At 43.9% G+C, this 22,434-nt stretch carries 17 protein-coding genes and 4 pseudogenes; 17 read left to right on the forward strand and 4 right to left on the reverse strand.

The features are described from left to right. Nucleotides 1-32 precede the first annotated feature (32 nt). The 8 genes and pseudogenes from JOE49_RS18325 (at nt 33) to JOE49_RS18360 (ending at nt 8,899) form a co-directional block, all read left to right on the forward strand. Complete coding sequence (locus JOE49_RS18325; protein ID WP_209942302.1) at nt 33-4,034, forward strand: GH32 C-terminal domain-containing protein; 4,002 nt, start codon at nt 33-35, stop codon at nt 4,032-4,034. Between the two features lie 742 nt (nt 4,035-4,776). Then, nucleotides 4,777-5,196 (forward strand): SDR family NAD(P)-dependent oxidoreductase, encoded by a 420-nt coding sequence (locus tag JOE49_RS18330; protein WP_245248411.1) that lies wholly within the window; start codon nt 4,777-4,779, stop codon nt 5,194-5,196. Nucleotides 5,197-5,249: 53 nt separating this feature from the next. Next, nucleotides 5,250-5,513 carry a muconolactone Delta-isomerase family protein gene (locus tag JOE49_RS18335; protein WP_209942304.1) on the forward strand — a complete coding sequence of 88 codons (264 nt, stop codon included), beginning with the start codon at nt 5,250-5,252 and terminating at the stop codon, nt 5,511-5,513. Nucleotides 5,514-5,814: 301 nt separating this feature from the next. Further along, nucleotides 5,815-6,081, forward strand: a complete 267-nt coding sequence (locus tag JOE49_RS18340) for a hypothetical protein (RefSeq protein ID WP_192513325.1) — start codon at nt 5,815-5,817, stop codon at nt 6,079-6,081. Between the two features lie 114 nt (nt 6,082-6,195). After that, nucleotides 6,196-7,242 (forward strand): annotated as a pseudogene (locus JOE49_RS18345) (alkene reductase). 206 nt (nt 7,243-7,448) lie between these two features. Continuing rightward, nucleotides 7,449-7,769 carry a transposase gene (locus JOE49_RS18350; RefSeq protein WP_160790967.1) on the forward strand — a complete coding sequence of 107 codons (321 nt, stop codon included), beginning with the start codon at nt 7,449-7,451 and terminating at the stop codon, nt 7,767-7,769. A gap of 40 nt (nt 7,770-7,809) precedes the next feature. Further along, complete coding sequence (locus JOE49_RS18355) at nt 7,810-8,703, forward strand: IS3 family transposase (RefSeq protein ID WP_348635905.1); 894 nt, start codon at nt 7,810-7,812, stop codon at nt 8,701-8,703. Between the two features lie 37 nt (nt 8,704-8,740). Continuing rightward, nucleotides 8,741-8,899, forward strand: coding sequence for a hypothetical protein (locus tag JOE49_RS18360; RefSeq protein WP_014279385.1), 159 nt, complete (start codon nt 8,741-8,743; stop codon nt 8,897-8,899). A 721-nt stretch (nt 8,900-9,620) separates the two neighbouring features. On the opposite strand, the gene JOE49_RS26845 is transcribed toward JOE49_RS18360, so the two are convergent. Further along, on the reverse strand, nt 9,621-10,520 hold the full coding sequence (locus tag JOE49_RS26845) for an SbtR family transcriptional regulator (protein WP_209942308.1): 900 nt from the start codon (nt 10,518-10,520) through the stop codon (nt 9,621-9,623). Between the two features lie 257 nt (nt 10,521-10,777). Between JOE49_RS26845 and JOE49_RS18370 the strand changes: the two genes are divergently transcribed. The 7 genes and pseudogenes from JOE49_RS18370 (at nt 10,778) to JOE49_RS18390 (ending at nt 16,443) form a co-directional block, all read left to right on the forward strand. After that, nucleotides 10,778-11,512: an SDR family NAD(P)-dependent oxidoreductase gene (locus JOE49_RS18370; RefSeq protein WP_209942310.1), complete on the forward strand. Its 735-nt coding sequence runs from the start codon at nt 10,778-10,780 to the stop codon at nt 11,510-11,512. Between the two features lie 242 nt (nt 11,513-11,754). Next, a complete protein-coding gene (locus JOE49_RS18375; RefSeq protein ID WP_014279381.1) occupies nt 11,755-12,351 on the forward strand; it encodes an NADPH-dependent F420 reductase in 597 nt (198 codons plus the stop codon). A gap of 470 nt (nt 12,352-12,821) precedes the next feature. Then, a pseudogene (locus JOE49_RS26850) lies at nt 12,822-12,935 on the forward strand (DUF1349 domain-containing protein); the annotation flags it as partial. 35 nt (nt 12,936-12,970) lie between these two features. Then, a pseudogene (locus JOE49_RS18380) lies at nt 12,971-13,538 on the forward strand (flavin reductase family protein). A gap of 89 nt (nt 13,539-13,627) precedes the next feature. After that, the gene (locus tag JOE49_RS26435; RefSeq protein WP_245248413.1) at nt 13,628-14,194 is read left to right on the forward strand and encodes a response regulator; all 567 of its coding nucleotides are present in this window, start codon (nt 13,628-13,630) and stop codon (nt 14,192-14,194) included. After that, nucleotides 14,191-14,667, forward strand: a complete 477-nt coding sequence (locus tag JOE49_RS26440) for a hypothetical protein (RefSeq protein ID WP_245248414.1) — start codon at nt 14,191-14,193, stop codon at nt 14,665-14,667. The genes JOE49_RS26435 and JOE49_RS26440 overlap by 4 nt, the downstream gene beginning before the upstream one ends. A 613-nt stretch (nt 14,668-15,280) precedes the next feature. Beyond that, nucleotides 15,281-16,443 (forward strand): IS3 family transposase gene (locus JOE49_RS18390; RefSeq protein ID WP_369127583.1). Its coding sequence is split into 2 segments (ribosomal slippage): nt 15,281-15,545 and nt 15,545-16,443, totalling 1,164 coding nucleotides; the frame shifts between segments, so codons are not numbered across the junction. A gap of 303 nt (nt 16,444-16,746) precedes the next feature. On the opposite strand, the pseudogene JOE49_RS18395 reads toward JOE49_RS18390, so the two are convergent. Beyond that, nucleotides 16,747-17,232 (reverse strand): annotated as a pseudogene (locus JOE49_RS18395) (PhzF family phenazine biosynthesis protein); the annotation flags it as partial. Between the two features lie 311 nt (nt 17,233-17,543). On the opposite strand from JOE49_RS18395, the gene JOE49_RS18400 reads away from it, so the two are divergent. Together JOE49_RS18400 and xerS are read left to right on the forward strand one after the other, a co-directional pair. Then, complete coding sequence (locus JOE49_RS18400; protein ID WP_209942314.1) at nt 17,544-18,512, forward strand: NAD(P)H-dependent flavin oxidoreductase; 969 nt, start codon at nt 17,544-17,546, stop codon at nt 18,510-18,512. A gap of 249 nt (nt 18,513-18,761) precedes the next feature. Beyond that, nucleotides 18,762-19,832, forward strand: a complete 1,071-nt coding sequence (gene xerS / locus JOE49_RS18405) for a tyrosine recombinase XerS (RefSeq protein ID WP_209942316.1) — start codon at nt 18,762-18,764, stop codon at nt 19,830-19,832. Between the two features lie 306 nt (nt 19,833-20,138). Here xerS and JOE49_RS18410 read toward each other — a convergent pair whose 3' ends face one another. Both JOE49_RS18410 and JOE49_RS18415 read right to left on the reverse strand, forming a co-directional pair. Further along, nucleotides 20,139-21,458 carry a TniQ family protein gene (locus tag JOE49_RS18410; protein WP_209942318.1) on the reverse strand — a complete coding sequence of 440 codons (1,320 nt, stop codon included), beginning with the start codon at nt 21,456-21,458 and terminating at the stop codon, nt 20,139-20,141. Further along, on the reverse strand, nt 21,458-22,432 hold the full coding sequence (locus JOE49_RS18415; RefSeq protein WP_023988766.1) for an ATP-binding protein: 975 nt from the start codon (nt 22,430-22,432) through the stop codon (nt 21,458-21,460). The genes JOE49_RS18410 and JOE49_RS18415 overlap by 1 nt, the downstream gene beginning before the upstream one ends. Nucleotides 22,433-22,434 lie beyond the last annotated feature (2 nt).

Raw genomic sequence — 22,434 nt, forward strand, 5'->3', positions numbered from 1 at the left:
CAAGTATAACAAGTTTCGAAGGAGGCTCGAGAATGAGGAAAGCCAAAAGAAGAAAATCTTGGATATCGGGAATGGTTATATGGGCTATGGTTCTCCAGCTTGTTGTTCCGGGAATCTCTGCCGCATCCGAATCTAAAACTGTTGCTGGAGAAACGCCCATTCCTAAGAATGATGTGAGATCATCGGTTACGGATGCGGTTTATCAAATCAAAAATATTCCTAAGAATGACGTGGGATTGTCAGTTACGGATTCGGTCTATCAAATCCGGAATCCTGGATTTGAAACAGGAGATTTGACGGGATGGACTGTTGTCAAAGGCAATGCGTTCGGTCCGAATAGCGTAACCGACGAAACGACTTGGTGGGCGGAAAAAATACCGTATAACCAGGAAGGCGCTTACCATTTAAACGGCTGGAAGTATGACGAATCTGCAACAGGTGTACTTCGTTCCAGCACTTTCGAGCTGGGCGGAAGCGGTTGGATCAGCTTCAGGCTTGGCGGTGCGAAGAACCCAGACAAGGTATTTATAAATATTGTGGAAGTCGATACGGGACAAGTTATTGCCCGATACGGAAATAGTGCATTCGCCGACGTTGGCTTCCCGGATCCCGCGCTGGGCATGCGGCTTGCCAATATGGTGCAATACAAGGCTGATCTTTCCACACATTTAGGCAAGAAACTGTATGTGGAGGTCGTCGATAATGCAACCTCGGATTGGGGAATCATTTTTGCGGACGCATTCTCCATGTACCATGAATCGGAGCCAGCTGAAGGAATTGTTGCGACGGATATCAAGCCAGATTTCAAACGCTATGAAATCGATAATCCCAGCTTTGAAACCGGAAATCTCGATGGCTGGACGGTTGAGGGAGATGCTTTTGAAGTGACCGATGAAGCTCATGCGAGCAAAGAAGGGAACTTCTATACCAAATCCTCCGTGCAAGGTAAGGGCTCCATCACCTCTAATACTTTCACGCTTCAGGGAACTGGAACAATTAACTTCACTATTTTGGATATCCTCAAACCTGGGAACGCCTATGTCGGACTTTACGATGCGAATAGCAACACATTGCTTATGAAAACCGGGAATGTCAGTGCGAACGAGAAAATCTCATGGAAAGTGCAGGAACACTACAACAAGAAGCTTTATGTAAAGGTCATCGATCATTCCAATGAAGCCAGCATTGCCGTTGATGGGTTCCAAGCAAGTGGTGTGGGTACCATTTTCTACTTAAACCTTGATGAGGGCGCAGGAAAGAAAGTGTTGGAGAATGTACGCAATCTTAAGCATGATGTGAACTATGTATTTAACAACGCCAGATATATGGAATCGAAGGATCCAAGATGGACTCCGCGTGGAATAAAAGGCGGTGCCTTGTTACTCGATGGATACTCGAATTATATTGAAGTCAATGCAAAGGATACTGTGCCTATAAGCGACGCGTTAACCATCGAAGCTTGGGTTGCACCGCGGAGCTATGAATGGGGAGACGGAAACAAGCTATCTGCGATCGTAAACCAATCCGATCAGGATAAAGCGGAAGGCTTTTCTCTTGGAATGTATCGGCACGGTACATGGTCGATGCAGGTAGGCATTGGCGGCCAGTGGATTCAGGTATGGGTAAAGGACCACCCGTTGGAAAAATACAAGTGGAATTATGTGGCCGCTACTTTCAGTAAAGAAGATGGAAAGATTAAGTTATATCTAAACGGTGAGGAAGTGGCTTCCCAAGCAACCCCCGTCAACGTTCCGATCACACCATCTACTGAAAGCCTGATCATCGGAAAAAATAATAAACCAGTAGAGTTGGCAGGGTTGTTCTCCTTCAATATGTTCAGCGGACTCATAGATGAAGTGAAGCTGCATAACAAAGCTCTTACGAACCAGGAGATACTTGCTGGATATGAGAGCGTGAAGGCGCTTCACGGGGGTTCGGTTCCGAAAATTCCGAATGCGGACATGGATGAGGATCCAAGTGTGTTTGACGGAGATCAGCACCGTCCCCAGTATCATGCAATGCCTCCGCAAAACTGGATGAATGAAGCACATGCACCGATTTACTATAACGGCAAATACCATTTATTTTATCAACATAACCCGCAAGGTCCATACTGGCATCAAATCCACTGGGGGCATTGGGTGAGCGACGATATGGTGCACTGGGAAAATGTAAGGCCTGCTCTTGCGCCCGAAGCGGGCACCCTTGATCCGGACGGCACGTGGTCAGGTAGTGCAGCGTATGATCGAAACGGCAATCCCGTTCTGTTCTATACCGCCGGCAACGACTCCCTGTCGCCGAACCAAAGAACCGGGCTGGCAACTCCGGCGGGTTTGTCCGATCCCTATTTGGAAAAATGGGTGAAATATCCTAAACCGGTAACGGAGCAGAACGGAAAAGGCATCCACAACGAGTTCCGCGATCCATTTGTATGGTACGACAAAGAGGTGGACAAGTGGTATCAGTTAGTGACGTCTGGCCTTCCAGACTTCAGCAGCGGCACAGCTTTGGTGTATGTATCCGACGATATGTACAATTGGGAATATAAGGGTCCTTTATACGTTAGTGACAGAAGCCGTTATCCGGAGTTGGGTACGGTATGGGAGCTGCCAGTGTTATTGCCGGTAGGCACGGATAGTACGGGCAAGCAAAAATATATTTTCATGATTAATCCCCATGAAAAGCCGGAGCATGTTCCTCCAGCGAACGATGTGCAAAGAGATGTTGAGGTCTTTTACTGGATCGGGACCTGGGACCGGGATAACTTCAAATTTATTCCTGACCAGGAGGCACCCTCCAAAATGGATGTGGGTGACGGCTATTTAACCGCAGAAAGCGGTCTGGTCACACCTGACGGAAGAACGGTCGTATTCTCCATGGTGCAAAATGTAAGAACACCGCAAGCCGAATATCAATCCGGATGGGCTCATAATTTATCTTTGCCAGTTTCCCTAAGCCTCGATAAGCATGATAAATTGCATATCGAACCGATTAAAGAACTGCAGAGCCTTCGAGGGGAAAAACGGGTTGATTTTTCGGACAAAAATTTGGAGAGTGCCAATCAATTGATTAAAAATGTCAAGGGCGACATGCTAGAGATTGTGATGGAGATTGATCCGCGTGAGGCTCAGAAATTCGGTCTCAAGGTGCGACGCTCGGAAAAAGGCCAAGAAGAGACGCTCATTTACTACGACAAGAAGAACGGGACATTCAATGTGGATCGAACCAAGAGCAGCATTGATCCGGATGTGCGTGTGGACGGCATTCAAGGAGGATATGTAGATCTTGACGGAGAGAACTTGAAACTCCATATCTTTCTCGATCGCTCGGTCATTGAAGCCTTTGCAAATTACAAGAAGAAGCTGACAACTCGTGTCTATGTAGGCAGATACGACTCCTTGGGCTTGCAGATCTGGGCCGATGGCGATATCACTGTCAAGTCTATGCAAGTATGGGATATGAATGCCTTAACGGGTAAAAAGGCTGCTCCGGTCTATGTGCCCGATAACTGGGATAACTCCGTGTATAAGGATATTACAGAGCTGCCTAACCATGATTTTGCTACGGGCGACTTAACAGGATGGATTACGGAAGGAGACGCCTTCCAGAATGTCCATGTGACCAATACCCAGTTCTTCTGGGACACCATTTACTTCAACCCGTCGCATAAAATTCCGGGCGGCTACCATTTATGGGGCTTCAACGAGCAAGCCGGCGGCGACAGCTTGACAGGAGCGCTAAGATCTCAAAATTTCGTCCTTGGTGGGAACGGTAAGATCAACTTCCTTATCAGCGGCGGCCGGGATATAGACCGTCTGTATGTTGCGCTGGTTCGGGCGTCGGACGGCAAAGAGTTATTTAAAGAGACAGCGACCAATTATGAAGAATATCAACGGAAGATTTGGGATGCGTCGGATTATATCGGCGAGGAGCTTTACATTAAGGTGGTTGACCACTCCAAAGGCGGGTTTGGACATATTAACGTCGATGATTTCAACGTACCTGTTCAGGTAAAGAAGAAGACCAACAACTGACCTTGTCAATACAGAACACCCGTGAGTCCTGCAGTCACTCCAAGGAAACCGAATAGTCAGAGCAGCTTGTCATTCGAAATGGCAAAGGAGAACGGCAGGTACTTGTAAAACGAAGCTGAATCAATTTTATTTGGATGGGAGATAAAAATGTATTTAATTTAATGATTCGGTGTAGCAAATGACGTGCTTTATAACTCTGGGATTAAAACAAATAATCAACAAAAGCCTATAATCCCTTGGCGGAGCCAAGGGATTATAGCTTGGTGAGCGCACATTAATGAAGAAATAATGACTTCTAACCTTAGTCAGAGAAAGGTTTCATGATATTGTTTAATATTCAGCTGAAGGATATGCCTTTTTTGCTAATCGAGAAGAAGGTTCGTTCCGGGTAAAGCATGAGATTTTACGTGAAGTTCTAAACACATAACATCGTTGTTTTTCTCATTCTGATCTTGATCATCATGCAGTTTTACTCGGTTCCACACCTCTCATTATTATGACGAATGTTTACCTAGGAGTAGCAGGAGGAGTGCTTGGTAGCTTTATTACAGGTATGCCAATCGGCTTTGCCATCCCCAGTTCGAGGCTTTATAGATACGGGTTATTTAATCCTCTCACCAGGTTGTGGCAGTCTTTTCAAGATGTTCGGGCTCCGCACTTGAAATCATGGACATGTAGTAAGTGAAGCTGACAAAGCACACTGCCCCTGCCATAAGTATTTCGATAGCTGGACGATATTCATTTGGAATTCGACACTAATGTTTTCGGTACACTTTCAATGGTTCGCACGTTTGCACCAGTGATTGAAAAGAATGGGGGAGGTTCGATTCTTAATATTTTATCTGCGTTATCTTGGATCAATATAGGTAACTCAGGCGCATATTCAGCTGCAAAATCTGCTCAATGGGGAGTGACGAATGCATTACGCTTAGAATTAGCTCCTAAGAACGTTCGGGTTGCCGGATTGCACGTAGCATTCATGGACACGGACTTGACAGCAGGCATTCAAGCACCTAAGTCATCTCCAAAGGACATCGCAAGAATTGCGATAGATGGAATCGAAGCGGGTCTCTACGAGATTGTTGCTGATGACACAAGCCGGAATGTGCAACAAGGCCTTTCTGGTGGGATTTCTTCTCTATATCCGCAATTATTCCAATAAAATTACACAATATGCGTTAGAAAATATTATGAAAATATTAGGAGTGGTACAACATGCGTTTTCTCTCTCATGTCAAAATTAAACCAACAACAACGGAGGAAGAAATTAATGAACTGTTACCGGCGGAACAAGCTCGATTTGCTGAATTAGTGGAACAGGGACTGATTAAATCGTTTTACCTTTCCCACACAAGGGACGAGCATTGGTCTATTTTAATTGGAGACAGTTTAGAAGAGGTTCGAGTTGCTGTGGAGTCATTGCCATTTTATAAATTTATGGAAATAGAATACACCGAACTGGTCGACGAGGAGATCTAGGTACAAACGAAGTATGTAATGGTTTGTTGTTGCGTTCTATCGTCATCAAACGGAGGAAACTATATAACGACATAGCAGATTTCGGGGAGAGGGGCGTGATCTTTGTTGTCAGGTTAAGCGGCTAGAGCCTCCGCCTCTTTGTATTCGTGTGCTTATAAGCCTTACTCTGTTTGTCTCGTGAATGTTCGATTTTTGACCACAGGGGCGATATTGCGCTTGAGTTCTTCCAGAAATCGAGCATAGAGGATATCCTTTTGCACGTCGACTAGAGTAATTACTGGAGCAAATTCAGGAATCGGTAATGAGACTGCGTTGGCGTTTGCTGCTTGGGGAAAAAATTGATCATTGTTGCCAGAAGTTAAAGGCGAAAATCTTAACACCAGCTATTACGGAGTCAGAATTTGCACAAAAATCAATAGATACTGAAGCTTTTGATTTTGAAGCAAACATGCCTAAATATCATACTGCTAAGCAAATGGCAGGTTTCATGGTGAACCTATATGATAGCAACGAAGTGGTAAGAATTGTAGATCGAAATTATACCTTCAATTTAAAGAGGAAAAATTAATCCAGTTATTTTATAATTTTAAATCTATTTGTAAATATGTAGAATTCAATTTATCTCACTTAAATAGGAGGAATAAAGATGGCGAGATTATGGAGTAAAACAAAAATTGGAAACATGGAATTGCCTCATCGACTAACCATGGCGCCAATGACACGCAGTAGAGCACAAGAAGATGGTACACCTGGAGAGTTGGCTGCACTTTATTATGCTCAACGTGCCTCCTTGGGACTTCTAATTACGGAAGGTGCACAACCATCAGACGATGGTCAAGGATACTTAAAGACACCTGGGATCTATACAGAAAAGCATATTGAAGGGTGGAAAAAGGTTACAAGTGCTGTGCATGAAGCAGGCGGATACATCTATATTCAATTAATGCATGTCGGTCGTGTATCGCACCCTGATAATACACCACATCATCGGCAGCCGGTTGCACCATCTGCAATTGCCCCAGGAGTAGAAGCGTTTACGGCTACAGGAATGCAGCATATCCCTGTACCACGTGAGCTGAGTAAAGAAGAGATTCAAACAACCATTCAAGATTATCGAAAAGCTGCAGCTGCAGCTATTGCAGCAGGCGCTGACGGTGTTGAAATTCATGGAGCAAATGGATATTTAATTAACCAATTTATTGGAGAAAATTCAAACACGCGGAGAGATGAGTAGGGTGGTTCTATAGAAAATCGTGCTCGCTTTGCGATTGAAGTAGCCAAAGCCGTCGTTGACGAGATTGGACCAGAGAGAACTGGTTTCCGTATTTCTCCAGGAACCCCTCTTGGCGGAATTCAAGATGGTGAACAAGGGCCAGATCTTTACCGTTACTTGACGAAAGAATTAGCTAAATTGAATTTAGCTTATCTTCACGTAATGCACCTTGGAAATGATGAATTGCTTCAAGACATTCGTTCCTTATGGACTAATCCGTTGTTAGTCAATCGGGCTGGACGGACAATAGACAATATCAGTGTTGATATTGATAGTGACCTTGCTGATCTAGCTCCTGTTGGAGTATGGTCATTATCTAATCCGGATTTTGTGGAACGACTTAAAGCAGGCGCTCCATTAAATGAAGCAGATCCTGCAACATTTTATGGCGGCGGGAGCAAGGGATATACGGATTATCCTACATTGAAAGAATTAGAGCACCAGGAAAGTAAGTAATTGGCTTCAAATTAAAATTAAAAATTATAGAAATAGAAATGCTCAAAATGGCGTACAACTGAAAAATTGTACGTCATAAATTCATCTATTAGTAAACGTCTTAAGGAACAACTTTCTAAAGGAATCCTATCTATTTAGCCCCTATTTGAACTTGGACAGTACACCCCTTACTCCGATACAATAATATTGAGGCGGAGGGGAACGAAATGAAGAAGAAACAGTATGATCTAAATTTCAAGAAGATGGTGGTTGCCAAGGGGAAGGAAATCGGCAATATGACCGCTATAGCAAGACAACATGAGCTTGATCCAAAGATGGTATTGCGATGGGCCAGAGAATTAAATCGTAAGGATCTAGATACACTGGATGGTTCTAGTGTAAAGCAAGCGAAATTTGTGCCGACTTCAGAAGATTATGCAGAGCTTGTGAAAGAGAATGAGAAACTTAAGAAGCTCTTTGCAGAGCAAGCCTTAGAGAGGGATATTCTCAAAGACCTACTAAAAAAACGAACCCGCACTTGCGGATAAAATAGAAATCGCCCAGAAGTATATTACACGAGGGCATAGCATCAGCTTTGTACTGCGTGTGCTAGAGGTAGAACGTTCAACGTTTTATGCATACGTGAATAGGCCAGAGCAAGCCCAAGAAACAATCCACAGGGCCGGTCGTCCTGCACCTGGTTTATCTTATACACAAGATGGTGAGCCAATCAGTGATGAGCAGATTTGTGAATGGATCATGGAGTTCTTAGCAGGCGAAGGCGCGAACTACGGCTATCGTAAACTGACCGTGCTTTTACGCCGCCGCCATCAACTGAAAATTAACAAGAAGAAAGTTTACCGTCTATGCAAGCGGATGGATGTGCTTCGTCCACAGCGGAAACTCAAGATTAAGCATCCCAAGCGACTTGCCAACAATCGCGTCATAACGGCCTCTAATCAACTGTGGGAGACTGACATTAAGTATGGATGGGTCCAAGGCGAGCAACGGTTCTTCTTCCTTATGAGCATCTTAGATGTGTTTGATCGCGCCGTAGTTACTTATCACATTGGATTGACGTGCGAAGCGAAGCATCTCGTTCAGATCATGCAGGAAGCACTGATGAAACGTCAGCTCTTTGACAAGGCAGAAAAGCCTGTCATTCGTTCGGACAACGGTCCGCAATTTATTAGCAACCTGTTTGAGGAAGCTTGTAACGAGTTTGTCATGATTCACGAGCGCATCCCGCCAAAAACGCCGAATAAAAACGCGCATATCGAATCGTATCATTCGATCATAGAGGCGGAGTGCTATCAGCGGCATGAGTTTGAAACATATCCACAGGCCTATGAAGTCGTAAGTCAGTTTATACAAGATTATAATCGTATCCGCATCCACGGCAGCATTTACGATTTGTCCCCGTATGAATATATGGAAGCGGTGAAACAAGGCACTGTGAAGCCAAAGCAGATTAAGGTTTAATCTTAAGCCGCTATAAGTAAAGAAAGGAGCAACACACATGAACGAGTACAGCCAACAACTACAAGACGGAATCGACGAGATGGAAGCAACCATCGAACGTCTGCGTGAAGAGATTCAACACCTTAAAGAGCAACGCGATGCCCTAGAGAAGGGCAATTTGGAACTTTATCGAAATCTAACCGAGCCTGACTTTTGATTACGGGTCTCCCCCGAAGTGTGGAGAAGAACGTCAATTCGGGCGAGAAACAAAGCAAATTAACGAAATTCTACATCTGATATCGAATAAGAGGTGTATTGTCCTGTCTAGCCTGTCCAAAGCGATGGCGAAACCAGGAGGGGCCACAATTGTCGCGAAGTCCGATTTCTGAGTTTCTCCGCCGCGCGGTGATTCGGCTGTGACCGTCTTTCCCCATCTCTCCTTAGGCATGTCCGAGTCATACTGAGCGAGAGCCTTTATAAACGGCCAGCTCGCTGAGATGATAGCGATTCCCATCACCAGGCCACGCATCATTTTCTCCTGAAGTCGGCAGGGCACAAATGCTGGCGCGAGCTATCTATGCAGAATCGGGGCGCTCTCGCTTACTGTACGTTAGGTGAGGCTCCGTCACAACGCAATCCCGCGCCCTGTGTCGCGCGCGCCAATGTCCCGTCCGGGTCCGACAGCGGCTATGGGCGGGCTTCGCAAGTTTCCGACAGAAATGTAATCCAGTGTAACTGTTACGCAACAGTTGGCCTAGGCGACATGCTGAGCCGACTTTCGCCCCCGATGTGAAGGCGAGCATCCGGTGTCGGCCAGGAGCGGCCAATCGATCAAGTGCGGTAATGACCTTCGAGTGTCGGCTCCAGTCAGCTTTCCGCCGTCTGGTTCGAATCCCCGGGGCTTTCCTGGTAGGAAAGTATGCGTCGGCAAATCTGATTCAACACGTTGCCTTCTTGACACCGTTGCTAGGCCGATTTATCAGGATGGCGCTCGTAATAACGTGAAAGAGATGATCCCCCCGTGGCGCGAATCCGGGCTGGCCGACGAGCCAGCCGAGCGCCGACATCAGGGCGAACAGGTCGACCCCATCCATATCGGCGCGCGCCGTTCCCTCGGCCTGAGCGCGGAGCAGTAGTCGCGCGCCCGCTGACCGCACCGCTGAGCTTGAAGCGTGAAGCGCGGAGTCCGGGTCCGCGTGGGCGCTCGCCATCAAGGCGCAAACGCCGCTATAGCTATGAAAGAATGCCACCCCTTCGCGAAACCAGGACACCAGCGCTTCGTCAGGTGGCTTCGACGTTTCGAGTTCGGCTGCCTGCTGTGTCAGTGCGTCCACATTCATACGCAGCAACGCTTCGAACAAGGCTTCTCGCGTCGGGAAATGGCGGAGCAGTGTGGCCAACCCGACGTCGGCCCGGCGGGCGATATCTCGCATGGACGCGTCGGCACCATGCTCGGTGACGACGTCACGCGCGACTGCAAGTAGATGGCTGTAATTTTTTCTGGCGTCGGCTCGCATAAATCGCCTTGACAATGGCTGCTCGGTAATCTCGCCCAGTGGGCCGGCTTCGCCCGTGACAGCGCTCGCTCGGAAATATTTTCTAGAATCTGAGTACTGGCCGCTGTATTCTTCGTTAATGCGACCTAATAAAAAGTCTATAGAAACCCCAAAAAGAGTGGCAATCTTATCGATCGTTTCCTTCCTTGGTGTTCTGCCTTTTTTGTCAGACTCGTATCCAGCTATGGTAGATCTAGATATTTTCAATCGTTCTGCAGCTTGCTCCTGCGTCCATCCTCGCTCTTCACGAAGCATTTTAAATCTCTCGGCGAATGTAGCCACCTAAATCACCCCTATTAATATATTACATTATAAATGTTCCTTTTGGAAACATTCTATCAAATATTATTTCTAATGTTCCGAAAGGGAACTATAATTAAATTGGCTGTATGGCGTCGGCTCGCATAAATCCCCTTGACAATGGATCACTGATCCATATATGATGAACCTGTATCTGAATCAGTGATCCACAAGATACAGCACATTTGTGCAAATGGGAACCGAGACACTGTCGGACATCACGAAAGGGGAAAGAAGTCATGGGAAAACTTGAAGGTAAGGTTGCAGTCATCACGGGTGGATCGAGCGGCATGGCGCTGGCGAGCGCCATGCGGTTCGTTGAAGAAGGCGCCTATGTTTTCATCACGGGCCGGAGGCAGGAGGCGCTCGACGAGGCCGTCAAGCTGATTGGCCGGAACGTGACCGGCGTGCGCGGCGACTCGGCCAATCTCGACGACCTCGACCGCCTGTTCGATACAGTAAAGCGGGAAAAGGGCAAGATCGATGTCCTATTCGCGAGCGCTGGCACGGGCGAAGCCGGCCCACTGGGCGAGATTAGCGAGCAGCACTTCGATGCGACCTTCGGCCTGAATACGCGCGGAACGCTGTTTGCGGTCCAGAAGGCGTTGCCGCTGTTCAACGATGGCGGATCGATCATCATGACCGGGTCAGTTACTTCGGTGAAAGGTTTTCCTGGTTTCGGCGTGTATGCGGCGAGCAAGGCGGCGTTGCGCTCATTCGCACGCACTTGGCTCAACGAACTGAAGGGCAGGAATATCCGGGTTAACGTGCTGAGCCCGGGGCCGATCGCCACACCGATGCAGGACCAAGCTATCGACGAGGAGACGAAGCGGATGTTCGAATCCCTGATCCCGCGGGGAAAGATGGGCCGTCCTGAGGAAATTGCGACGGCCGCGCTGTTTCTTGCTTCAGACGATTCGAGCTTCGTGAATGGGGTGGATTTGTCTGTCGACGGCGGCTTATCGGCCATCTGAGATCACGCCGAAAAGCGTGTGGGGGGTCTGTCAACTTGACGAAGATGATCCGAGTTGTGTCGATAAGTATGGAATCCTGATTAATAAGCGGAATTTATTTCGGTGATTGTCCAGCGGGTATTGTCTCGCGTGGCGCATCGCGGGCAGCGGGCCGCCTAACGCGGGCAACGGTCCCGCACGCCCGGTTACCAATTAACATGGGTCCGTGGTTGATCAAAACGTCCCCTGAATGGAGAGTTAACATGAGCTATTCGATTATTGGCTTTGGCGCGGTAGGCCAAGCACTCGCCCGAGCATTTGCAAGAAAGAACATCGATGTGACTGTCGCCAGCCGGCGCCCTCCCGTGACGTTGATGCAGCAGGCACGAGCGATCGGCCCCACCGTTGTCCCTAGGACGCTACAGGATGCAATCGCGTCCGACACGATCTTCCTGGCGGTTCCGTTTTGGGAACATCGCGAAGTCGCGAAGCAGATCACAACCTGGCAGGGCAAGACGATCATCGACGCGACAAATACAAATGCTCCCGTTGAAGACCTGGATGGTCAGCCGTCGTCCGCAGTTGTCGCCAAAGCGTTTACCGGCGCCAGGTTCGTAAAGGGCTTTAACCATCTGCCCGCTGCCGTTCTGGCCGCTGATCCGAGCGTGAATGGCGGCAGCCGCGTCGTGTTTTTGTCAAGCGACGACGAAAATGCGGTGGCGCCGGTCGCGGTTCTGGCCGAACAACTCGGTTTCGCGCCGATTGCGCTAGGACCGCTCAAGGATGGCGGCTCGCTCGTCCAGGCCAGGGGCAATACCTGGGCTGAACTGATCTTCCAGGATCTCGTCAAGTTCAAATAGCGGCGCGTCACAACAAAGTCACAGCCGCTACGCGCATAGCCAAACGCGTGCTGGTGATCTGACCGAGATTCAGTTAGTGCTTCTGCGCGGGTGCATCATGGCCGCTAGACTCGCCGGATACCACTCGAAATATGTATCATGTAATAATGCTTAACGATTGTTCGTTCAACATAAAGGACTATTCAATGACAATAGGTGCATAAAAAGGCGTGCCATTAAACCAATGTCATTAAGTTAAGGCGCAAGGCTAAAAATCAAGAAAAAGAGCAGGTTATCGAAAAGATAGCCCGCTCTTTTTTTGGTGTCTATTTTGGTACAGCCTCTTGGATCAGCCAAAAGATCAGTGCTTGACATGTGAATTGTATTATACTAAAAAGTATTTTCTGCTTTGAGGAACTGCTCCATGTCGTTCTAAAACCTGATATTTGCTTCATTAAATTTGGCTCAACCTAATAATCAGTGCTTGACAGCAAGCCGGTCCTTATACTTGTTCACCCACTCGTGAGGGCTTCGAGGCTACGTTTACCCGCTGGGACATTACCACTCCAGATCAAGACCTCCATATCGATCCTCCAATAGAATAAACGCCTAAGTATATACAGAAAGGAGTTGTCAAAGAGTGAGAATACCTATAGATGAAGCGTTGTGGTATTCCTACCCCGGAATGGTGGCGCTCGTCACAGCACGTTACAACGGAAAGCAAAATATTATGGCTTCAGGTTGGCATACGTACATCGGATCTTCGCCCGGGATTTACGGAATATCACTTCGTAAGGAGACCTACACCTATTCCCTGATTGAGAAGAGCGGTGTATTCGGTGTACATTTTATGCCTGGCCATTGCACAGAAATCATTCAAGCGGTTGGAACGTTTAGCGGGTTTCGTCTGGGACAAGTTCACCGAGTTCAATATCAGCTATGAAGAAGGTCTCAAGGCGGACATTCCTGTACTTTCGGATGCCTATTTTGCCTATGAATGCCGAACGATCAATATCACAACCTATGGAGACCATGAATGGATTGCAGGTGAGATTCTGCAGTGCTATCGAGACAATAATTATTTTATGGACAATGGACTTCTAGACTTGACGAAACTAGAAATTCCACTGTATCTGGGACGCTCTACCTACCGGTTGTTGAATAAAGATAGCAAAGAGAAAGATCATCCTTTTTACCTCAACAGATAAGGCTTTGCAGGATGAATTCTTGATGGATGTATGTGGACATTCGATAGGGATTTATTCTATATTAGTGTTTGATGATGGTTGCAAAAGAGGTGTTTATCATTAACCAAATCACCAACAATTCGATTCGCGTAAAGAAAATCAATCAAGAGCTCATTAAGCAGGCGCTGAAAATGATGGGACAGGGAACGAAATCAATGATTGCGAACGTCACGGGCCTTAGTGTGGCTACCTGCGGTAATATTCTAAATGAATTTCTAGAGACAGGTGAGGTGATCGAAACAGAATTGGAAGAGCCCAACGGTGGAAGGCCGGCCAGGCGTTATGTATACAATTCAAATTTTGCCTATATTGCTTGTCCCTATGCCAGTTCTGAAGGTGGCCAACATTCCCTGACCTATGTAGTGACAAATTTAATCGGGGAGACCCTAGATGAGGGATGTCAGAAAGTGTCTCTAGCCGACGCATCCGCTATCGATGGTATCATTGAAAGCCTGGTTGATAAGCATCCGGATATCAAAGCGCTTGGCATAGGAATTCCCGGTTTCGTCCATCAAGGAGTTATTAATGTGTGCGATATCGCCGAGCTGATAAACATTCCACTGGAGGCACAGTTGAGGGAAAGTATGAGCTTGAGGTTACAGTCGACAATGATATGAATCTGACTGTCTATGGTTTCTATAAAAAACAGAACTATGATGAAGACAAAACGATTGTTGTCGTAACCTTTCCAAAGAATAACTTTCCTGGCTCTGGGATGATGATTGACGGTCATATTCATCGAGGAACGACTCAATTCGCAGGAGAGGTTTCCTTCCTGCCTTACGGGATCTCGCGAGAGGAGCAATTCGCCCAGCTTCATCGCCAAGATACCTTTGTCGCACTGGCGGCGAAGACCATCATGTCTCTGATTGCAATAGTAAATCCTGAGACTGTAGCGTTAACAGGAGAGCTGGTAAGAGAGGAACATATCAAGGGAATTTACAACCAGTGCAAGGGTGTAATACCTGATGAACATATGCCGCAGATCATGGTATTAAACCATCCCCATGAGCATTATATAAACGGTTTGATTGCTGTCACACTGGAGAGCCTGAGCTATAATTTTCAACTTGTGGAAAAACGTCACTAATTCGAGGAGATTACTCCATTAAGCGAAAGACAAAAATAGTAACAATAAGAGGCATCCTGACTCTGATAGCTCAAAGGGAAGGACGCCTCTTATTGTTACACTAACACGAGATAAAACGGAGCAAGTTATCTTTTTATATCATAAGTACGTTTGCTTGTCGTATTGTTGGTTTTCTTCAACTTTATGTGTTCCATCCCTGCAATAAAAATAAGCAACGATCATAAGAATTTTTTTGAAAAAAGAGGTAATAAGTCCGCGTTAAGTGTGTTTTAAAATAATGTTCATTATTGACCAATTCCGTAAAGTTCCTTATATATAAAGGCTAAACGAGATCTCAATGTATCTGAACCAGTCATTTGGTATGATAGTCCTAACAGTCAGAGGTAGAGTTAACATCCGGCACCACGGCTCATAGGGGCCGGATGTGTATTTTTTTAACTTATATTTTTTCCGATAAAAAATGGTGTTATTTAGTGTATGACACTTTTGTCGGTGGACAAAAACATAGTCCCATTGAAAGTCGCTAAAATGGTATTATCCCCTTTTAGTAGACAAGAGAAAAAAGACATCTGTTAAGATGGACTTAATCTTGCCTAACGAAGGGGATTTTTTCATGGCTAAAAAAGGACAAACTTACCGGCGGTACTCCTTGGAATTAAAATTGGAGGCGGCCCGGCTGGTCAACGAAGAACATATGAGTATACGTGAAGTAGCGAAACGATTGGATATTCAAAATAAATCTCAAGTACAAGTATGGGCGGCGAAAACGAAACGTGGAATGAGCCTAGAACCTGCCACTTCCAAACGGGGACGCCCCCGAACGAAGTTTTCCAGTATGGAAGAAGAGATGGCATACTTGCGAGCGGAGATTGAATATTTAAAAAAGCAGTATCCAAATCTACACAAGGAGTGACGAGTAAAGCTGCTAGATTTCAGATCATAGAGGACTTGCGAGTACGCCATTGTCTTGTTTGGCTCTTGAAGTTAGCCGCGGTTTCCCGTTCAGGCTATTACAAGTGGAGAAAAAGCTGGCAAGCGGCAAAAGAACGTAGACAAAAGCAGCATGAATTGGAATCGCATCTGCTTGCCATCCATCGTATTCATCCCTACTTTGGTTATCTTCGAATGACGGTAGCTTTACGGAGGGAAGGCATTAGGGTCAACCACAAAAAGGTGTATCGGTTAATGAAACAATTAGGAATCTGTTCTGTCATTCGAAAGAAGCGTCGATTCTATGGAAAACAAGCTTCCGTGGTGAATCCGAATCGGCTTCAGCGCCAGTTTAAGGCGGATACGCCACGAACTAAACTGGTCACAGATATTACCTATATTCGTGCTGGAGAACAATTTGTGTACCTGTCTGTGATTCAGGATTTATACAATAACGAGATTGTAGCTTGGCATCTTTCGGAACGAAATGACCTCGCTTTGGTTCATGAAACGCTGGATAGACTCCGTCAGCACGTGGATGTGAGTGGCGTGATCCTACACTCGGATCAAGGATTTCAATACACGTCAAAGCCATTTAACCGTAAACTGAAACAACTCGGCATGCTAGGCAGTCACTCTAGGCGAGGAAATTGCCTGGACAATGCCTGTATCGAGTCTTTCTTCTCTCATTTAAAAACCGAGAAAATATACTTAAATGAGGCAGCTAACAAAGCTGAGGTTGAACAGCAAGTGAGTGAATACATTCTGTTCTATAACCAGAACCGATTCCAGAAAAAATTAAACGACCGTTCCCCGGTAGAATACCGGGAAACGGTCGCAGCTTAAATCATGTCTTTTTAGTACTGTCTACTTGACAGGGTTATGACCATTTTAGCGGCTTTTTTATTTTTATCGGTACAAGTTCGTGTCCCGAGCTAAGGACAAGAACTTGTACCGATTGCCGGAATGGACAAGAACATAGTCCGATTACCGATTAGATGAGTATCTAAATGAAAAGCACTGTATAAGTAGCATAATACAGGGCAGTTTTCACATTCTTATGGAAACAAAGACTCGATAAGAAAAACACGGGCAGCTAGGGATTTCAAGGAGCGTAATCCATAATTCTTTAATTATTTTGTTTTATTTTCATTTTATACGTACGCCTTCCAATTCTTCGATTTGCAAATCAGCAATGGAATATAAGACAGCTCTGCCAGCCATTTTCACACGATCATTTTCAAGTTTGCAGTATAAAGTTCCACCACGTTTAGAAAGCTGTCTTGCTGTTAACTCTTTTTTACCCAACCGTTTTGCCCAGTAGGGAATAAAGTTACAGTGCGCGGAACCGCATACTGGATCTTCATTTACGTTTAACTTTGGAAAAAAGCTTCTAGATGCAAAATCGAATTTTTCGCTTTTCGCTGTAATGGAGACACCAAGACCGTCTGGTAACTCTTTCAGTTTAGAGAAATCAGGTGTAGCAGTTTGAACCGCTTCTTCACTTTCCAATACAAACATTAAGTCACGGCCTAAATACGTTTCTATAGGGGTAACACCAAGCGCTTCAACCATTTGCTCTGTTAAAGAAAACTCTTCTGGCATTCTGCTCGGAAAATCCATCTCATAGAGGTCATCGTTTTGAAGGTAATTGAGTAAAGGCTTTTGCGTACATATTTCTTTTTCATCATCAATAAACTCTTTTTCAAATCCTTCATTACATACCCTCATGATATCGCTCCCAGTCTAAAAGTACAAAAACATGTACTATGTTCATTTAGATTGCCTTCTTTGCAAATGAAATGTACGGACTTATGATGGTGCCAAGGCTGCTAACTAATTTATATAATTAGCAGGCTAGTGATTATTGTAACATAACCCGTAGAGGAGACTAATTAAGCTTTGCAGTATTGCGACTATATGGTGCTAAAGAGAGGATAATAATTATGAAAAATCGTGTAACAGATATTCTTGGTATTGAAAAACCCATTTTACAAGGACCTATGAATTGGATTACGAATGCTGAATTTGTTGCTGCCATGAGTAATGCGGGCGGTTTAGGGATTCTCGGTCCTAATGCCGGTCAAAAGACAGTTACAGCCTCTCCAGAGGAAACCGCAGAACGTATGCGCCGTGAGATCCGTAAGACAAAGGAACTGACGGATAAACCATTTGGTTCAACTTTGATTGTTGGTGGAGATTTGAAATACACTTGGCCAATTTTAGAAATTGTCATTGCAGAAGGTGTGCAAGTTGCTCTTCTAAATGGCGTTGAAGGAACGCTAACTGAAAAGATTATTACCCCGTTAAAGGAAGCGGGAATTAAGATTGTTTACCGTCCGTTGAATCCAACTATTGAAGATGCCAAGGCTGCTCAAGCTATGGGTGTTGATATTTATGTTGTTACTGGGTTTGATGAGGGTGGAACATTGCCATCAAGTATCATTGGTACGTTTACAATAACACCTATGATCGTTGACGTGCTTGATATTCCAGTTATTGCAGCTGGTGGAATTGGTGATGCTCGCGGTGTTGCAAGCGCCTTTGAATTGGGGGCAGAAGGTGTCTTTTTAGGAAGTCGTTTTATTCCTACTGTTGAAAGCCCGGCAGCACAATCAGTAAAGCAAATGATTGTGGATTCATCTGCTGCAGATTTATTGTTGTACCGTACTTTGCCAGCTTACTACCGTTCGTTGCCTACACCATTTGCTGAAAAATTGGTAGCTATGGACAAACAAGGCGCATCCCGTGAAGAAATTGCTAAACTTGAGGGTGGTTCTGGTGCACTCCGTATCGGTATGCTTGAAGGTAACGGCGAAGGTGGTATTATCACTGTCGGTACCGGGATTACGTCAATCAAGAAGATCCAAACTGTACAAGAAGTGGTTGATGAGTTGGCAGCTGGTATTAAGTAATCGGTAAACTCCAATCGTAAATACTTTCTTATCGTAGGAAGTATCACTATTGATTATAAATGCATATGAGAGATTTAGCCCTCGTTTGACTTGAGCGAGGGCTTTTAGCATATACAAAATATTATATAGCCTGCCTGATAATAATGATTAGTTAAACAGGCTAATACGACGTTACATATAATTACGTAAAATACTGTTTTGACGAATATTTATAGCTGAAGTATAATAATTTACGGAGGTTATACATATATGGATAAACAAATGAAAATGCATTACATGAATCGAATCGATGATAAATTGTCTGATCTTCCGTGGTTTATTACGGAATTTATTGATAGCAGAAAACGAAAACTTTCTCCCACAACGCTTCTGAACTATTGCCATGACTATATTATTTTTTTTGATTGGTTAGTTGCAGAAAATTTTACTGAAGATAGCCGTAAAAACATTAAATTAGCTACTTTGGAGAAACTAACGATTCGTGAAGTGGAAAATTTCTTATCTTTTTTGGAGTATCAACTTTGCAATACCAAGCTAACCATTAATCGCAAGTTGTCCTCACTGAAATCCTTATTTGATTACTTACAGAACAAAGCTGAAACAAGTGACTTAAAGCCATATATTCAGCGCAATGTTATGGCCAAAATGGATTTAAATGTGGTTAAAGAAAGCCAAGAAACCATTGCCAATCGTATTGATGGGAAAATTCTTAGGGAGGACGATTTTGAGTCATTTAGGCAGTTTATAGCTCATGATTTCGGAGAAATCAATAAAGAGAATAAGCGTATTTTCAATTTCCATCAATTTAACCGTGAACGAGATACAGCCATTGTTTCCATCATTTTAGGTTCTGGTCTTAGGCTATCTGAGGTAGCAGGTATTAACATTGAAGATTTGGATATGAATAAGGCTTTGGTGCGTGTTATACGAAAAGGCAATAAAGAACAATACGTGTATTTCAGCAAGCAAGCGTTACTAGATTTAGAGAATTATCTGCAGATTAGAGAATCCAGATATATCCCAGAAAAAAACGAAAGCTTTTTGTTTATTGCAGCTCCCATAGGTCGTAAAGGAAAAAGCCGACGCTTAACTCAGCGATCTATAGAGAAACTGATCGAAAAATATGCTACAGCTTTTGGAAAGCCAGCTTTAACCGTGCACTCTCTGAGGCATTCATTTGCAACGCGATATCATCTAGAGAACAATGATGTGCCCAGGTTGAGAAACCAATTAGGTCACTCTTCAATACAAACGACAATGATCTATACACATTTAACAGATGAGGAAATGAGGAAGGCAGTCAATAATATGGATAAGTGATGTAGAGCGCGTCAAGTAAGTGACACAAAGTTACCTACTTAGCTTGATAAATAAAAAAAATGACCTCATTCGCTTGGAGAAAAAGAACTAAGTCACTCAAAAGTATGATTTAACTACTAAAGTAGGGAACTTTGTGTCATTTTAGTAGGGAATTTTGTGTCAACGTACAAGAACGGCAAAAACCTTAAAAACAAGGGGTAAAACCGATTTATTTACATATGTACAAAATACGAGTTTTGTGAATATGTTTATAGAGAAACGCATAACAGTACGATTTTCCTCTCGTGATGTCGGATGACAAGAACTTTATCTCATAAATGACAAGAATCTTATCTCATTTCCCAAAATGATTTCGATCTTTTGTTTCTGACTCACATCAGAGTTGTGTTTAAGAATTGCTATAGGAATACTATTCTGTAACATAATATCTAATTTATCTCGATTCGGAACACTAATTTGTTCGGCTCCTTCCACCGCTATTTTAAGCCATTCGTAAAAATAATTGAGACATAGTTCAGATGTCACACGATTTATTACCCAGTGAAACATTTCTCTGCTATCATATATAGACAGATTGGTATGAGCAAAGAGCCTATTTTTGTAGTCATCTATGATGTCCTCTATAAGTTCAGTTGCAACAGTTATACCGGGTCTTCTTCTAGAAATAACTAGATTATTGTAAAAATGCTCTCTCCCTAATAAAGTTTGCTTCCAGAATACATATGCATAGGCATATGGACAAATGGGAGGAAACTCTTCATTTTCATTTTTTCTAAGTTCTTGAAGCATTAGTATACATTTAAGATGTTTTTTGATGAATTTCTTTCTAACATAATGATCTATAGTTTTGAAACATCTACAATTTTGCTTATATAAATCATTTTTAAACTCATCTCTATATGAGTAATCTTGAGTTGAGGTAACTTTCACATTAAAAAAACACTTAGATTGAATTTTAGGTTCCAGAGTAAAATGTTGGATTGAACTAACTAGAGGTGAAAAAAGCAACCGATTAGAATCATCTCTCTTCCCTTGTGCTATCCATTTAGAAACTGGAACATCCGCTATCTCTACCTTCATTTTCCATTGTGACCAAGGGGTGCTACCGATATCGGCTAGCTTAAATCCACACTTACAGGTAAATGGCTCGTTTAGTGCTAAATCGCTAAGTAGGAAAGGAATCCGATTTAAGCACTTTGGACACGAACTCAATAGTTTAATTTGATGAATCGGGCAACAATGAAACAACGAGAATTGATGTAACCAACTATGATATCCTCCTTTAATACATTCTGGACACCAATTTAGTGATTGAGGAAACCAAGTAGAAATAGGTTCTTGATAATACTCCACTGGCTTTAGAAGATTTGATATTACAGATTTGTTGAGAACGGATAAATCTACTCCCAAATATTGTTTCAATGTGTTTAAATCAAATCCACTTAATTTAATTAGTTCTCTTCTAGAATCAGTCAAAACATTTTTTTTAATCTTTTTTACTTCTGCATTACCCAGCGTTTTCAGAATTTCAGTGCGGTTTATATGATTGGCTAAACTTACTTTTTCAAATATTGACCAAGGTGACTCGTATTCATTCATCCATTCTTTTCTCCATACAATGAACATTAATTAGCCTTCTTTCTGGCCAAGGCCATATAAATTTCAGATTCGATATAACCAGATCTGTTAATTGCTTCTCTCCACTGATGCATTGAGAGCCATTCGGAACCTTTACCGTTAGAGCCATTAATTTTCAATGCATTTTCGACGGTAAATGCTATATACTCCATGGGTATTTCAAACTTACCGGAGAGGCCAAACTCTTGCCGTATTTCTAAAAAGAGATTGAACAAACTAGATGAAAACTCAGACAGTCTTCTCCCTGAGTTAAAAGCCTGGGGAAAGTAATACTTAGTGTAGTACCAGCCACTGTCTTCCGGAAACTCGGATTCATCATAGCTCTGTAATACAAACTCCATCTCGGTTGAAGCCTGAACTCCCTTAAAACGATACTCAGATGCCATAAACCGGCCTACAATATGTGCTTTTTCATTAGCCAGAAAAAAAGATCTCCGATTGACCAGTTGTTCTTGTCCAATCGATATTGTAGTCATTCTAATATTCCTACGTACTAGTTGATTAGAGATATCAATTAAGCAATCATATTGCCATTCCGTCATTTTTTGAGCTTCATCCATAATCAAAACAATTCTGCGAAGGTTTGAATGTTCAGCTTTTTCATGCATCAAATTCACAATTTGATTGCGTAGCACAATTTCATCTTTTTTACTATTAAAGCCAAAGGAGAAGTCTGACAACATGTCTCTAAAAAACTTTTCTGGACTAGGTACTCTATAGCTTTTGCAGTCTGCAACAAGTACAGGAATCGGGGTTTCCAATTCTGATGGTAAATAGTTAACAGCGAACATTGTTGCTCTAGTCTTCCCTAAACGGGGGCGACCATAAACAATCATTCCCGGCCCACCATCTTTAATAATCTGAATAATCTTATCCATCAACCTGGTTATCTCAATGGTAGGAAGAACATATTGCCCCTGCTCAATTGGATGTGTTCCAGGTATAATATTTGGTCTTTTCATTG

The organism is Paenibacillus sp. PvR133 (assembly GCF_017833155.1).
GTDB classification, from domain to species: domain Bacteria; phylum Bacillota; class Bacilli; order Paenibacillales; family Paenibacillaceae; genus Paenibacillus; species Paenibacillus polymyxa_B.

Coding starts and splice junctions, on each gene's coding strand:
- JOE49_RS18375 (WP_014279381.1), top strand. CDS start 11,755: ATGAGCTATTCGATTATTGGCTTTGGCGCGGTAGGCCAAGCACTCGCC.
- JOE49_RS18410 (WP_209942318.1), bottom strand. CDS start 21,458: ATGTTCATTGTATGGAGAAAAGAATGGATGAATGAATACGAGTCACCT.
- JOE49_RS26440 (WP_245248414.1), top strand. CDS start 14,191: ATGAATCTGACTGTCTATGGTTTCTATAAAAAACAGAACTATGATGAA.
- JOE49_RS18350 (WP_160790967.1), top strand. CDS start 7,449: ATGAAGAAGAAACAGTATGATCTAAATTTCAAGAAGATGGTGGTTGCC.
- JOE49_RS18340 (WP_192513325.1), top strand. CDS start 5,815: ATGAGACTGCGTTGGCGTTTGCTGCTTGGGGAAAAAATTGATCATTGT.
- JOE49_RS18415 (WP_023988766.1), bottom strand. CDS start 22,432: ATGAAAAGACCAAATATTATACCTGGAACACATCCAATTGAGCAGGGG.
- JOE49_RS18325 (WP_209942302.1), top strand. CDS start 33: ATGAGGAAAGCCAAAAGAAGAAAATCTTGGATATCGGGAATGGTTATA.
- JOE49_RS18400 (WP_209942314.1), top strand. CDS start 17,544: ATGAAAAATCGTGTAACAGATATTCTTGGTATTGAAAAACCCATTTTA.
- JOE49_RS18370 (WP_209942310.1), top strand. CDS start 10,778: ATGGGAAAACTTGAAGGTAAGGTTGCAGTCATCACGGGTGGATCGAGC.
- JOE49_RS18335 (WP_209942304.1), top strand. CDS start 5,250: ATGCGTTTTCTCTCTCATGTCAAAATTAAACCAACAACAACGGAGGAA.
- xerS (WP_209942316.1), top strand. CDS start 18,762: ATGGATAAACAAATGAAAATGCATTACATGAATCGAATCGATGATAAA.
- JOE49_RS18360 (WP_014279385.1), top strand. CDS start 8,741: ATGAACGAGTACAGCCAACAACTACAAGACGGAATCGACGAGATGGAA.